The organism is Cupriavidus laharis (genome assembly GCF_914271435.1).
Classification (GTDB): Bacteria; Pseudomonadota; Gammaproteobacteria; order Burkholderiales; family Burkholderiaceae; genus Cupriavidus; species Cupriavidus laharis.
This window is the reverse complement of sequence record NZ_CAJZAI010000006.1, coordinates 86,076-100,018: the sequence shown is the minus strand read 5'-3', so window position 1 is coordinate 100,018 and position 13,943 is coordinate 86,076. Positions and strand designations below refer to the sequence as shown.

General features: G+C 65.7%; 12 protein-coding genes and 1 tRNA gene. 9 read left to right on the top strand and 4 right to left on the bottom strand.

Annotated elements, in window-relative coordinates:
* Positions 1 to 41: 41 nt before the first annotated feature.
* Positions 42 to 1,076 carry a tRNA (adenosine(37)-N6)-threonylcarbamoyltransferase complex transferase subunit TsaD gene (gene tsaD, locus LDO29_RS14200; RefSeq protein WP_224080428.1) on the bottom strand — a complete coding sequence of 345 codons (1,035 nt, stop codon included), beginning with the start codon at positions 1,074 to 1,076 and terminating at the stop codon, positions 42 to 44.
* A 161-nt stretch (positions 1,077 to 1,237) separates the two neighbouring features.
* On the opposite strand from tsaD, the gene LDO29_RS14195 reads away from it, so the two are divergent.
* The 3 genes from LDO29_RS14195 (at position 1,238) to dnaG (ending at position 5,197) form a co-directional block, all read left to right on the top strand.
* Positions 1,238 to 2,488: a BaiN/RdsA family NAD(P)/FAD-dependent oxidoreductase gene (locus LDO29_RS14195; protein WP_224080427.1), complete on the top strand. Its 1,251-nt coding sequence runs from the start codon at positions 1,238 to 1,240 to the stop codon at positions 2,486 to 2,488.
* 253 nt (positions 2,489 to 2,741) lie between these two features.
* A complete protein-coding gene (locus LDO29_RS14190) occupies positions 2,742 to 3,188 on the top strand; it encodes a GatB/YqeY domain-containing protein (RefSeq protein ID WP_224080426.1) in 447 nt (148 codons plus the stop codon).
* 194 nt (positions 3,189 to 3,382) lie between these two features.
* Complete coding sequence (gene dnaG / locus LDO29_RS14185) at positions 3,383 to 5,197, top strand: DNA primase (RefSeq protein WP_224080425.1); 1,815 nt, start codon at positions 3,383 to 3,385, stop codon at positions 5,195 to 5,197.
* 97 nt (positions 5,198 to 5,294) lie between these two features.
* Here the strand turns inward: dnaG and LDO29_RS14180 are convergent, their stop codons facing one another.
* Positions 5,295 to 5,690, bottom strand: a complete 396-nt coding sequence (locus tag LDO29_RS14180) for a hypothetical protein (protein ID WP_224080424.1) — start codon at positions 5,688 to 5,690, stop codon at positions 5,295 to 5,297.
* Here LDO29_RS14180 and rpoD point away from each other — a divergent pair.
* From rpoD to LDO29_RS14165, 3 genes are all read left to right on the top strand, one after another.
* A complete protein-coding gene (rpoD, locus tag LDO29_RS14175) occupies positions 5,680 to 7,950 on the top strand; it encodes an RNA polymerase sigma factor RpoD (protein ID WP_224080423.1) in 2,271 nt (756 codons plus the stop codon). The genes LDO29_RS14180 and rpoD overlap by 11 nt on opposite strands.
* Before the next feature lie 10 nt (positions 7,951 to 7,960).
* Positions 7,961 to 8,039: transfer RNA gene (locus LDO29_RS14170), tRNA-Ile, on the top strand.
* 92 nt (positions 8,040 to 8,131) lie between these two features.
* Positions 8,132 to 8,629 (top strand): hypothetical protein, encoded by a 498-nt coding sequence (locus LDO29_RS14165; RefSeq protein WP_224080422.1) that lies wholly within the window; start codon positions 8,132 to 8,134, stop codon positions 8,627 to 8,629.
* A 74-nt stretch (positions 8,630 to 8,703) separates the two neighbouring features.
* Here LDO29_RS14165 and LDO29_RS14160 read toward each other — a convergent pair whose 3' ends face one another.
* Positions 8,704 to 9,633: a 2-hydroxyacid dehydrogenase gene (locus LDO29_RS14160; protein ID WP_224080421.1), complete on the bottom strand. Its 930-nt coding sequence runs from the start codon at positions 9,631 to 9,633 to the stop codon at positions 8,704 to 8,706.
* A 1-nt stretch (position 9,634) separates the two neighbouring features.
* Complete coding sequence (locus tag LDO29_RS14155; protein ID WP_224080420.1) at positions 9,635 to 10,405, bottom strand: class II aldolase/adducin family protein; 771 nt, start codon at positions 10,403 to 10,405, stop codon at positions 9,635 to 9,637.
* Positions 10,406 to 10,523: 118 nt separating this feature from the next.
* Between LDO29_RS14155 and LDO29_RS14150 the strand changes: the two genes are divergently transcribed.
* The 3 genes from LDO29_RS14150 (at position 10,524) to hutU (ending at position 13,930) form a co-directional block, all read left to right on the top strand.
* Entirely contained in the window at positions 10,524 to 11,204 is a 681-nt protein-coding gene (locus LDO29_RS14150) for a Crp/Fnr family transcriptional regulator (protein ID WP_224080419.1), read from the top strand.
* Between the two features lie 112 nt (positions 11,205 to 11,316).
* A complete protein-coding gene (gene hutC / locus LDO29_RS14145) occupies positions 11,317 to 12,072 on the top strand; it encodes a histidine utilization repressor (RefSeq protein WP_224080418.1) in 756 nt (251 codons plus the stop codon).
* A gap of 184 nt (positions 12,073 to 12,256) precedes the next feature.
* Positions 12,257 to 13,930 carry a urocanate hydratase gene (gene hutU / locus LDO29_RS14140; protein WP_224080417.1) on the top strand — a complete coding sequence of 558 codons (1,674 nt, stop codon included), beginning with the start codon at positions 12,257 to 12,259 and terminating at the stop codon, positions 13,928 to 13,930.
* Positions 13,931 to 13,943 lie beyond the last annotated feature (13 nt).

Below are 13,943 nucleotides of genomic sequence, written 5' to 3'. Positions count from 1 at the left end.
CCTTCGCGGTGGCCTTTCTGCATTCTGCGATGGGAAACCGCTCAGGCGGCGGAAGGCAGCCGGATGTCCGACAGGTCCCAGCGCGGCGTCACGCCGTAGCCGTAGTTGCGCTGCGCGAGCTGCGGCGCCGCCTGCAGACGCATGGCGCCGGCGAAAGCGATCATCGCGCCGTTGTCGGTGCAGAAGGCCAGGTCCGGGTAATAGACGTCGATCCTGCGCTGCTTGCCGAGCTGGTTCAGGCGCTCGCGCAACTGCTGGTTGGCGCCGACGCCGCCGGCCACCACCAGCCGCTTGTGACCAGTCTGCTTGAGGGCGGCCATGGATTTTGCAGCCAGCACATCGACGATGGCATCGACGAAGGACCGTGCCAGGTTGGCGCGGTCCTGTTCGCAGGTGTTGGCCAGCTTGCGCGTCTGCGTCAGCACGGCGGTCTTGAGGCCGGCAAACGAGAAATCGAGATTGCCCGAATGCAGCATCGGCCGGGGCAGCTCGAACGCGCCGGGCGTGCCGAATTCGGCCAGGCGCGACACCTCGGGGCCGCCGGGATAGCCCAGGCCGAGCAGCTTGGCGGTCTTGTCGAAGGCTTCGCCGGCGGCGTCGTCCAGCGTCTCGCCGAGCAGGGCATAGTCGCCGATGCCGTTCACTTCCATCAGCTGGGTATGGCCGCCGGAGACCAGCAGCGCCACGAACGGGAAGGGCGGCGGCTCGCGCGTGAGCAGCGGCGACAGCAGGTGGCCTTCCAGATGATGCACGCCGATCATCGGCACGTTCAGCGCGAAGCCCAGCGCGTTGGCCACCGAGGCGCCGACGAGCAGCGCGCCGGCGAGTCCCGGGCCCTGCGTGAACGCAATGGCATCGATGTCGGCGCGGGTGCGGCTGGCGTCGTCCAACACCTGCTCCAGCAGCGGCAATACGCGGCGGATATGGTCGCGCGAGGCCAGTTCGGGTACCACGCCGCCGTAGTCGCGGTGCATGGCGATCTGCGAATGCAGGGCGTGCGACAGCAGGCCGGCTTCGGTGTCGTAGAGGGCCAGGCCGGTTTCGTCGCAGGAGGATTCGATGCCGAGGACAAGCATGAGGGAGTGGAGTGGGCGGTCTGATTCGGTCGAAACAGCCGTCAAAACAACAGGTTGCGTGAAGGGTAGAGGCCAGCAGGGTAGCACACCGGCGGCTGGCGCGCTTTTCGCTACAATCTGCGCTTTCCTGCGTGGCAGGGTTTGGATTGGCGAGGGTTGGGATGAGCGGTTCGGCGGGCTTGCAGGCGGGCCGGTATGACGTGGCCGTGCTGGGCGCGGGCGCGGCCGGCATGATGTGTGCCGCCGTGGCGGGCCAGGGCGGCGCGCGCGTGGTGCTGATCGACCACGCCAAGCGGCTGGCCGAGAAGATCCGCATTTCCGGCGGCGGCCGCTGCAATTTCACCAACCTGCAGGCGGGGCCGGCCAATTACCTGTCGGCCAACCCGCACTTCTGCCGCTCGGCGCTGGCGCGCTACACGCCGCAGCACTTCCTGGACCTGATGCGGCGCTATCGCATCGACTGGCATGAAAAGCATCGCGGCCAGCTGTTCTGCAACAACAGCGCGGAAGACGTCATTGCCATGCTGCGCGCCGAGTGCGATGCCGGCCATGTGCGCTGGCAGACCGGCTGCAGCATCGCCGAGATCCGCCGCGAGGGCGACGACTACCTGCTGCTGACGTCCCAGGGCACCGTGCGCGCAGGCGCGCTTGTGGTGGCCACCGGAGGCCTTTCGATCCCGAAGATCGGCGCCACGGACCTCGGCTACCGGATTGCCCGCCAGTTCGGCCTGAAGATCGTCGAAACCCGGCCGGCGCTCGTGCCGCTGACCTTCGACGGCCAGGCCTGGCAGCCGTTCGTGCCGCTGGCCGGGGTGTCGCTCGAAGTGGATATCTCGACCGGCACCGGCAAGACGGCCGGCGCGTTCCGTGAAGACCTGCTGTGGACGCACCGCGGCCTGTCTGGTCCGGCCGTGCTGCAGATCTCGAGCTTCTGGCGCCCGGACGCGCCCATCAAGATCGACCTGTTCGACGGCGAGGATGCCGCCGACTGGCTGCTGGAGCAGAAGGCGGGCAGCCGCAAGCACCTGGCCAACCTGCTGGCGCAACGCCTGCCCGCGCGGCTGGCAGACGCGTGGTGCATGGCGGCCGGCGTCGACGGCAGTCTGCCGCTGCATGACATTGCCGACAAGGCGCTGCGGCGACTTGGGGCGGCGCTGAACGACTGGCGCCTGGTGCCATCCGGCACGGAAGGCTACCGCAAGGCCGAAGTGACGCTGGGCGGGGTGGATACACGCGGACTGTCTTCCGCCACCATGATGGCGCGCGAGGTGCAGGGCCTGTATTTCATCGGCGAGGTGGTCGACGTGACCGGCTGGCTCGGCGGCTACAACTTTCAGTGGGCCTGGGCGTCGGCGGTCGCGGCCGGACAGGCCCTGGCCGAGGCCGCGCGCAATGGCCGCGCGGTGGCGTGAATGCGACGCCGGCCGCACGGCGCGGGCGTCTTCCGCTGCTAAGGCGTGGTGCTACAATCGACAGCTCTGCATAACTGGCTGTAGAAAAGCTGACTGCGCCACGAAAAGCGCATTCGTAGCCAGATGCCGCCAAAAATTGCTGTACTGATGGCGCCCGCCAATGCGTGCAGGCCCGCTGTGGCCAGGTCGCGGCGGGTTTTTGCGTTTCTGGTTTGCAGGCAGCCGCCCGCCAACCCGTTTCCGGAAGATCACGATGTCCCTCAAAGCCCAAATCAGCGATGACATGAAGGCCGCCATGCGCGCCCGCGAAACCGAGCGCCTCGGCACCATCCGCTTGCTGCTGGCGGCTATCAAGCAGCGTGAAGTCGACGAGCGCATCGAACTGGACGACACCGCCGTGCTGGCCGTGGTGGAAAAGCTGATCAAGCAGCGCAAGGACTCCATCAGCCAGTTCCAGCAGGCTGGCCGGGACGACCTGGTCCAGAAGGAGCAGGCCGAAGTCGAAGTGCTGAAGGTCTACATGCCGGCCGCGCTGTCGGATGCCGAGGTGGCGGCCGAAGTCCAGCAGGCCGTGGCGCAGACCGGTGCCGCCGGCCCGCAGGACATGGGCAAGGTCATGGGCGTGCTCAAGTCGAAGCTGGCCGGCCGTGCCGACATGACCGCTGTCTCCGCGCTGGTCAAGGCCGTGCTGGCCAAGTAAGTGTACGTTTAATACAATTGATCGAAGATCGCTGGCTGATGGTCGGGATTGGCCGGCGTTGCAGATAGTTCGGGCGTACTGTCGCGCCTACACTACAATAATTCGATAGCAACCGGGAGCATTTCCGGTCACGCATTCCTAAAAAAGCGGCTGCCCGGCCACGGGACGGCCATGCCATCAGGACGGTCAGTCGGGTGATTCCGCAATCCTTCATTCAGGACCTGCTCAACCGTGTCGACATTGTCGATGTGGTGGGCAAGTATGTGCAGTTGAAGAAGGGCGGCGCCAATTTCATGGGGCTGTGCCCCTTCCATAACGAGAAATCGCCGTCTTTCACGGTGTCGCCGACCAAGCAGTTCTACCACTGCTTCGGCTGCGGCGCACATGGCTCGGCCATCGGTTTCCTGATGGAATATTCCGGCCAGTCCTATCCGGAAGCTGTGCGGGAACTGGCCCAGTCGGTCGGCATGACCGTGCCCGAGGAGCGCGACCGCCTGCCGCCAGGCCAGCGTGCCGAGCAGCAGGCGCGCTCGGTGGCCTTGTCCGACGCCATGACCCGCGCCACCGAGTTCTACCGCAAGCAACTGCGCGGCGCGCCACAGGCCATCCAGTACCTGAAAGGGCGCGGCCTGACCGGCGAGATCGCGGCGCAGTTCGGACTTGGCTACGCGCCGGACGACTGGCAAGGCCTGGAGGCGGTCTTTGGCAGCTATCGCGACGACACCATCGCCGCCCCGCTCGTGGAAGCTGGCCTGCTGATCGAAAGCAGCGAGAAGCGCGATGCGGACGGCAAGCCACGCCGCTATGACCGCTTCCGTGACCGCATCATGTTCCCCATCCGTAACACCAAAGGGGCCGTGATCGGCTTCGGCGGGCGCGTCATGGGGCAGGGCGAGCCAAAGTACCTCAATTCGCCCGAGACGCCGCTGTTCAGCAAGGGCACCGAGCTGTATGGGCTGTTCGAGGCGCGCCATGCCATTCGGGAAACCGGCTACGTTCTTGTGGTCGAAGGGTATATGGATGTCGTGGCGCTGGCGCAACTCGGGTTTGCCAATGCCGTGGCCACGCTTGGCACGGCGTGCACGCCTGTGCACGTGCAGAAGCTGCTGCGGCAGACCGATTCCGTGGTGTTCTCGTTCGATGGAGACGCTGCGGGGCGGCGTGCCGCGCGGCGCGCGCTCGAAGCCTGCCTGCCCCATGTGGCCGACAACAAGGCCATTCGGTTCCTGTTCCTGCCGGCAGAGCACGATCCCGACAGCTATGTGCGCGAAGAGGGCACCGAGGCATTTGCCGCACAGGTTCGCGACGCCATGCCGCTGTCGCGCTTCCTGTTGCAGTCGGTGACGGAAGAGTTGGACATGCGCCAGCCTGAGGGCCGTGCCCGTGCGCAATACGAGGCCAAGCCGCTGTTACAGGCCATGCCTGCGGGCGGCCTGCGGCTACAGATCATCCGCGAACTTGCCGATGCTACGGGTACGACGCCGGCGGAGATCGAGGCGATCTGCGGCCTGCGCAGCGATCCGGCCCGCGCCGGCCGCTTTGCGCAGCCGCGTCCGCGCGCACGGCGCCAGGCGCCGACCGGCTTGGAGCAGCGCGTGCTGCAGCTGCTGATGTGCTATCCGTCACTGTCGGCGCGGCTCGATGAAGATAGCCGTGCACTGCTGCTTGACGCGGAAAGTGGAAATACCGAGGTGCTGGCGCACCTGGTTGCCGCTTGCGACGAGGTGCAGGGACAGGTGAATTTTGCGGGATTCAGCGAGCACCTGGCGCAATCGCCCTATGCCGAGGCATATGCCTCGGCGCGCACGGCGGTGCTGCGCGAAGAGATTGAAGAGGAGCCCGCGACGCACGAGTTCGATGCCGCCGTCACAAAGCTGCTGGCCGAACCGCTGAGCCGGGAGCTGGACAGGCTTCAGGCCGCCGTGGTGGCGGGCACCGCGGACGAGGCGGCCAAGCAGCGCATGCGCTGGCTGGTTGGAGAAATCCATCGCCGGCGGCGGCTTGGCTAGCCTGCAGGGGCGTGCAGCCAATGGTGCATTTGGAGGTGGCGGCAACGAGGATGTAAGGGCCTGAGCCGGCGCAGTATCGAGCTTAAGCCTTGATTTTTCAGGTGAAACCCATACCTGACAGGAAGCTGGCTATCTGTGGCGTGCTACAATAGCCGGTTTGGATTGCGAAATCTTTCTCTCCAGATCTGGTGAAAGTGAGCGTGCCAATGGCAAAGGCCAAAGCAACCGAAAAGGTTTCCGTGAAAGCTCCCCAATCAGGGAGCGGCAAGGCGTCTGTGAAATCAACGGCGGCGAAGACATCGACCGCGTCAGTCAAGACTCCGGCCCGGTCTGCGCCATCAAAGTCAACGCGAGGCGTCGAATCGCCCGCCGTGACCACTGCCACCAGGCATCGCACATCCGAAACGACAAAGGCCTCGACTTCGGCACGCGAGAGCGGCAAGAGCGCCAGTACGAGCGGCAAGGTTGCCGCATCTGCACCAGTGAAAGGCAAGAGTATCACCGTGGCGAAACAGCAGAATACCGAAGTCGAGAGCAAGCAGGCGGCAGCAGCCGGTGCCAAGAGCGGAGGCGCCAAGGCGGGCGCTGCTGCGCCGGCGTCCAAGGCACGCGCCGCTTCTCCTGCAGCCGTTGCATCCGAGCGTCCCGCTGCGCCGGCAATCAAGCCGGAGCCGAAAAAGCGCGGCCGCAAGCCCAAGGCCGGGATGCAGCACGACGACAGCACTACAGACGACGTGACCGAAGAGTCTTACGAGAACGACATGCGTGCGGCGACCCCCGCCGCGGCGCCGAAGACCGAAAAACAGAAGGCCAAGGACCGCAAGGCCAAGGAAAAAGCCCTGCTCAAGGAGTTCGCCTCGACCCAGCAGGGCACGGAGGAAGAGCTCGAGCTGCGTCGCCAGAAGCTCAAGGCGCTGATCAAGCTCGGCAAGTCGCGCGGCTACCTGACCTACGCCGAAATCAACGATCACCTGCCGGACGACATGGTCGATTCGGAGACGATCGACACCCTCGTCGCCACCCTGAACGACATCGGCATTGCCGTGTACGAACAGGCCCCGGACGCCGAAACGCTGCTGCTGAACGACAACGCCCCGTCGGCCACCAGCGAGGAAGAAGCCGAGGAAGAAGCTGAAGCCGCGCTGTCGACCGTGGATTCGGAATTCGGCCGCACCACCGACCCCGTGCGTATGTACATGCGCGAAATGGGCACGGTGGAGCTGTTGACGCGTGAAGGCGAAATCGTGATCGCCAAGCGTATCGAGGCGGGACTGAAGGACATGGTGATGGCCATTTCCGCCTGCCCGGTCACGATCTCGGAGATCCTCGCCAATGCCGAGCGCGTCGCGAGCGACGAGATCAAGATCGACGAATTCGTCGATGGCCTGATCGACCCGAACGCCGATGAAGTGGCCGCAGAGGCCGCTGGCGCGTCGGCGTCGGACGATGAAGACCTGGAGTCGGATGAGGAAGAGGAATCCGACGAGGAAGAGGAAGACGACGACGCTGCCGGCGCCGGTGCCTCGGCACGCCAGCTCGAGGAGCTGAAGCAGTCCGCGCTGGAGAAGTTCCGCATCATTGCCGAGCAGTTCGACAAGATGCGCCGCGCCTTCGAGAAGGAAGGCTACAAGTCCAAGCCTTACGTGAAGGCGCAGGAAGCGATCCAGGCCGAGCTGATGGGCATCCGCTTCACCGCGCGCAGCGTAGAGCGCCTGTGCGACACCCTGCGTGGCCAGGTGGACGAAGTGCGCAAGCTCGAACGCTCGATCCTGAACATCGTGGTCGACAAGTGCGGCATGCCGCGCGCAGACTTCGTCGCCCGCTTCCCGGGCAACGAAACCAACCTCGAGTGGGTCGGCACCGTGGTGGCTGACGGCAAGCCCTACAGCGCCATCGTCGAACGCAACGTGCCGGCCGTGCATGAGCTGCAGCAGAAGCTGATCGATCTGCAGGCGCGCGTGGTGCTGCCGCTGAAGGAACTGAAGGGCGTCAACCGCAAGATGGCCGAAGGCGAGAAGCGCGCCCGCGAAGCCAAGCGCGAGATGACCGAGGCCAACCTGCGCCTGGTGATCTCGATCGCCAAGAAGTACACCAACCGCGGCCTGCAGTTCCTCGACCTGATCCAGGAAGGCAACATCGGCCTGATGAAGGCGGTGGACAAGTTCGAATACCGCCGCGGCTACAAGTTCTCGACGTATGCGACGTGGTGGATCCGCCAGGCCATCACGCGCTCGATCGCCGACCAGGCGCGCACCATCCGCATCCCGGTGCACATGATCGAGACGATCAACAAGATGAACCGCATCTCGCGCCAGATCCTGCAGGAAACCGGCAACGAGCCGGATCCGGCAACGCTGGCCGAGAAGATGGAGATGCCGGAAGACAAGATCCGCAAGATCATGAAGATCGCCAAGGAGCCGATCTCCATGGAAACGCCGATCGGTGACGACGACGACTCCCATCTGGGCGACTTCATCGAGGACACCAACACGCTGGCCCCGGCCGAAGCAGCGCTGCATGGCTCCATGCGCGACGTCGTCAAGGACGTGCTGGACTCGCTCACGCCGCGCGAAGCCAAGGTGCTGCGCATGCGATTCGGCATCGAAATGAGCACCGACCACACGCTGGAAGAGGTCGGCAAGCAGTTCGACGTCACGCGTGAACGGATCCGCCAGATCGAGGCCAAGGCACTGCGCAAGCTGCGCCACCCGAGCCGCTCTGATAAGCTCAAGAGTTTCCTGGAAGGCAACTAAACGCTTCCACGGGCCTCTAGCTCATGCCTGGTTAGAGCAGCGGACTCATAATCCGTTGGTGCCGTGTTCGACTCACGGGAGGCCCACCAATGCTGAAAAGGGTTTGCGGGAGATTTCCTGCAAACCCTTTTTTTCATCTTGAGTAGTTCCTGTTTGGTTTGCGACCACTACAACGCAATAGATGCACGACACCGACGACGCACTTTCGGAGCAAGAATCCTCTGCCATCCATGAGCCCCGACTTTGGCGAGACAAGGGCTGGACGGCCCGGGTGATCAAGAACGAGGACGGCGATGGCTGGGCGGTCGAGATGATCCGCGATGGCAGTGCCGAGCCAGCGCTGGTCGGCCCCTGGACCATGGGAAGAAACAAGGTCGATCCCAAGCCGCTCGACGCCACGGCTCACCAGACGCTGGTCAAGACTGCAACGGAAGTCATCCGGCGGCATGAGCAGCAATTGCACGCCCAACTCAACAAGCAGTGCAATATCGAGACCGGATCCGGAGCGCTGACGGTCAGGCTTGTTGTCACCCCAGATGAATTCGAGCCTTTCGGCACGCTCACGGCCGTGGATTCGTTCGGGGATGTGATTGCCACCGTGAAGGTGCGGCCGGATTTTCGTCTGACGCGCGACAGCGCTGCTCGTTGGGCGGCGGATGGCTTTGGCAAGATCCGCTAGAGCCTCGCTCGATTGAGGCCGCCGCGCTCGGCTGCTTGCAATCGTAGCCCTGCCCGGGCCGATCTCCGAAAGCTTCAATACCCGGCAGCCCGATCTACCAGATTCACCAGCTCCCGCCCATCCCGCATCCGGCGCACGTTCTCGACACACTGCTGCGCCACCAGTTCATACGACGGATCGCATGCGATATGCGGCGTGGCTTCGATGCGCGGATGGTTCCACACCGGATCGCCGGGCTCGGGCGGCTCCTTCGAAAACACATCGAGCGCCGCACCGGCCAGATGGCCTGCGTCGATCAGCGCGATCAGATCGGGTTCGACCAGATGCTCGCCCCGGCCGACGTTGATGAAGAACGCGCCGGCGGGCAGTTGCGACAACGTTTCCCGATTGAGCAGGCCGTGGGTCTGCGGCGTGAGCGGCAGCGTGCAGACGAGGATGTCGGTCTGCGCGAGCATGGCCGACAGACCTTCGGCGCCGGTGTAGTCGGTCACGCCTGGAATGCCTTTGCCGCTGCGGCTCCATCCAGCCACCGGAAAGCCGATGGTCGCGAACGTGCGCGCGACGGCGCTGCCAATCTCGCCCATGCCAAGCACGCCTACGCGGCAGCGCGCGAGGTCCGGGGCCGGGTGGCGCTTCCATTCGCCGCGGCGCTGTTGCTCGGCATAAGTGCCGAGGCGGCGGGCATGGCGCAAGGCCATGGCGAGCACGTAGTGCGCGATGCCGGTCTGTTGGCCCGGATCGACGACGCGCGTGACGGGCATGCTTTCCGGCAGGTCGGGCGCGCTCACGAGCTTGTCGACGCCGGCCGCGGCGCTGCAGATCAGGCGCAGGTTGCGGTAGGCGGGCAGCACGCCGGGCTTCAGGCCCCAGGCGATGATCGCTTCGACTTCGTCGGCCGGCGCGTTCTCGCGGCCGTTCCAGACAGGGATGTCGGGCGCGGCTTCGCGCAGCGCGTTGGTGATGGGGCCCGCCATGAACGACGGAAGATGTACGAGGATGCCCATGTCAGTTGCGGAAGTCGGGTTGAATACGGTCGAGGCGGCGCAGCAGGCCCGGCCATGCCAGGCCCGAGCCCTTGCCCTTGGTGGCCTGGCGCGCCTGCTCGCCCACGCCGGTGCTGACGGCTTCCGGCACCAGCGTCAGCGGCGTGCCGCCGCTTTGCGCGAGAATCTGGACGCGGCAGGCCGACTCCAGCGTGTACATCGTCAGGAACGCGTCGGACACCGTGCGCCCGCAGGTCAGCAGGCCGTGGTTGCGCAGGATCATCTGCTTGCTGCGGCCCAGATCGGCCACCAGCCGCACCTTTTCGTCCTCGCGCAACGCCACGCCTTCGTAGTCGTGGTAGGCCAGGCCCATGCGCGCGAACATGGCCTGCTGCGAGAGCGGCAGCAGGCCGGCCTGCTGGGCCGACACTGCCACCCCGTGCGGCGTGTGCGTATGCATGACGCAGCCGATTTCCGGGCGCGCTTCGTGCACGGCGCTGTGGATGATGAAGCCAGCCGGGTTGACGTCATACGGCGTGTCCATCACGGGCTGGCCGTGATGGTCGACCTTGACCAGGCTGGACGCCGTGATCTCGTCGAACAGCATGCCGTAGGGGTTGATCAGGAACTGGTCCGGTGCGTCGGGCACGCGCGCCGAGATGTGCGTGAAGATCAGGTCGTCCCAGCCGAAATGCGCGACCAGGCGATAGGCCGCCGCCAGGTCTATGCGCATCTGCCATTCCGCGTCGGAAACGCGGTCCCTGACGGAATCGACGAGTTGTACTTGCGCCATTTGAATGCCTCCGGGGGGTGCTTTCTGTATCGTGAGTGCTGCGGCATTCTGCGCCCAGGCGCCAGCGCAAGTCTGTTAAGTATTGGACAATCTCGCTTTGGCCAGCGGGAGGGGTGATGTGAAAGGCGTGGAATCCGGCAGGACGCTGCCGCGCAGCGTGGTGGCGAGCGGCTGGCTGCGCAATGCGCCGGCCCGCGTGCTCGATGCGGTGCAGAAGGCCGCACGCCGCCAGCGTTTTGGCGACGGCGATATGGTCTTCGCGCGCGGAGATCCGCCCACCTATTTCTGCATGGTGCTGTCGGGCCGCGTGCGCATGAGCCGCGTCAGCAAGAGCGGACGCGAGTCGGTCTATTCGGTGATCGGCCGCGGCCGTTGGTTCGGCGAGATTTCGCTGCTCGACGGCAAGCCGCGCACGCATGATGCGTTCGCCGTGGGCAGCACCGAACTGCTGGTGCTGGGTCGGCGCGACTTCGACCGCATCCTGGCTGCACACCCGGAAGGCATGCAACTGATCGTCCAGCAGATCTGCGCCCGCCTGCGCGTCGCGTTCGACCACGCCGACCGCGCCCAGCAGGCGCCTGTCGATGCGCGGATGGCCGCGCGACTGCTCGAGCTGGCCGACCGTACCGACCACGTAGTGCGCGTTTCCGCCGAAGACCTCGGCGACATGGTCAATCGCTCGCGCCAGACCGTGGCCAAATACCTGCAGGCGTGGGAGGACGCTGGCTGGATACGCCGGCACTACCGGCAGGTGGAACTGCTGCAGCCCGCGGCGCTGCGGCGGCTGGCGACTGGCTGACAGGGGTGCGCCGCGTGGTACATTCGGCGATGATGTAAACACCGCTCTATACAAGTCCGGCGGGCGCCCTGGCAGCATTGCCGGCGGCGCCAGCCTCCACAGGGAAACCGTTTTGTCTCAAGCCTCCGCACAGCCGGGCCGGCCCGCCGCCGGGCTGTCCGATACGCTGCCCGCACCGCTCTATGCGCGCGTCAAGCAGTTCATCAGCAGCAGGATCGCCGATGGCAGCTGGCCGCCGCATCATCGCGTGCCGTCCGAAACCGAACTGGTCGAAGAGCTCGGCGTGAGCCGCATGACGGTCAATCGCGCATTGCGTGAGCTGACCGCCGATGGCTTGCTGGTGCGCATGCAAGGCGTCGGCACCTTCGTCGCGGAGCCCAAGCGCAACTCCGCGCTGTACGCAGTCAACAATATCGCCGAGGAAATCGCGGCGCGTGGCCACCGCCACCATGCCAGGGTGGTGAAGAGCAGCGAAGAGGTGGCGGGCGCCGCGCGGGCCGCCGCGCTCGATGTGGGCGAGAGCCAGCGCGTGTTCCACACGGTGATCGTGCACTACGAGGACGATGTGCCGATCCAGCTCGAGGACCGCTACGTCAATCCGACGGTTGCGCCCGACTACCTGCAGCAGGACTTTACCCGCCAGACCCCATACGAATACCTGTCGCGCGTGGCGCCGCTGACCGAGGGCGAGCACGTGGTCGAAGCCGTGCTGGCCACGCCCGACGAATGCGCGCTGCTGCAGATCGACCGCGGCGAGCCCTGCCTGCTGATCCGCCGCCGTACCTGGTCCGGCAATCGCGTGGTGACGTCGGTGCGCCTGTTGCATCCGGGCTCGATGCACCGGCTCGAAGGGCGATTCACGTCCTGACCTTGCGTTACTGATTCGACACTCGCGCCCGGCAAAGTCCGGGCGCAGTCACTTCAGGGTCTCGATTCTTCTTCGATCCCCGGGAATACCCCAATACATCTGTGCTTGTATATACAACACTATACACCACTATCAGATGACGTTTCCCGGCGTGGCCGGGCCAGTGAATCCCGAAGGAGCTGCCGTGAGTGAAAACCCCCGTTTCCGCGATGTTGAGATCCGTGCCCCGCGTGGCAACAAGCTGACCGCCAGGAGCTGGCTGACCGAAGCGCCGCTGCGCATGCTGATGAACAACCTCGATCCCGAGGTCGCGGAGAACCCGAAGGAGCTGGTGGTCTATGGCGGCATCGGCCGCGCCGCGCGCAACTGGGAATGCTATGACCGCATCGTCGAGGTGCTGACGCGCCTGGAAGACGACGAAACCCTGCTGGTCCAGTCGGGCAAGCCGGTCGGTGTGTTCCGCACCCACCGCGACGCCCCGCGCGTGCTGATCGCCAACTCCAACCTGGTGCCGCACTGGGCCAACTGGGAACACTTCAACGAACTCGACGCCAAGGGCCTGGCCATGTACGGCCAGATGACCGCCGGCTCGTGGATCTACATCGGCAGCCAGGGCATTGTGCAGGGCACGTATGAGACCTTCGTCGAGGCCGGCCGCCAGCATTACGGCGGCAACCTGAAGGGCCGCTGGGTGCTGACCGCGGGCCTGGGCGGCATGGGCGGCGCGCAGCCGCTGGCCGCCACGCTGGCCGGTGCGTGCTCGCTGAACATCGAATGCCAGCAGAGCCGCATCGATTTCCGCCTGAAGACGCGCTATGTCGACGAACAGGCCACCGACCTCGACGACGCGCTGGCCCGCATCGACCGCTACACCTCGCAAGGCAAGTCGATCTCGATCGCGCTGTGCGCCAACGCCGCCGAAGTGCTGCCCGAACTCGTGCGCCGCGGCGTGCGCCCCGACATGGTCACCGACCAGACCAGCGCGCACGATCCGCTCAACGGCTACCTGCCGGCAGGCTGGGGCTGGGACGAGTACCGCGAGCGTGCCCAGCGCGAGCCGGCCGTGGTGGTGAAGGCCGCCAAGGCGTCGATGGCCGTGCATGTGCGCGCCATGCTGGCCTTCCAGAAGATGGGCGTGCCGACCTTCGACTACGGCAACAACATCCGCCAGATGGCGCAGGAAGAGGGCGTCGACAATGCGTTCGACTTCCCGGGCTTCGTGCCGGCCTATATCCGCCCGCTGTTCTGCCGCGGCATTGGCCCGTTCCGCTGGGCCGCGCTGTCGGGCGATCCGCAGGACATCTACAAGACCGACGCCAAGGTCAAGGAACTGATCCCCGACGACGCTCACCTGCATCGCTGGCTCGACATGGCGCGCGAGCGCATCAGCTTCCAGGGCCTGCCGGCGCGCATCTGCTGGGTCGGCCTGGGCCTGCGCGCGAAGCTCGGCCTGGCGTTTAACGAGATGGTGCGCAGCGGGGAGCTGTCGGCGCCGATCGTGATCGGCCGCGACCACCTCGATTCGGGCTCGGTCGCCAGCCCGAACCGCGAGACCGAGTCCATGCAGGACGGCTCGGACGCCGTTTCCGACTGGCCGCTGCTCAACGCGCTGCTCAACACCGCGAGCGGCGCCACCTGGGTGAGCCTGCACCACGGCGGCGGTGTCGGTATGGGCTTCTCGCAGCATTCTGGCGTGGTGATCGTCTGCGACGGTACCGATGAAGCCGCCGCACGCATTGCCCGCGTGCTCAACAACGACCCTGCCACGGGCGTGATGCGCCATGCCGATGCCGGCTACCAGATTGCCGTCGACTGCGCGCGCGAGCAGGGCCTGGACCTGCCGATGCTGCGCGACTGATCGGCCAGCAAGA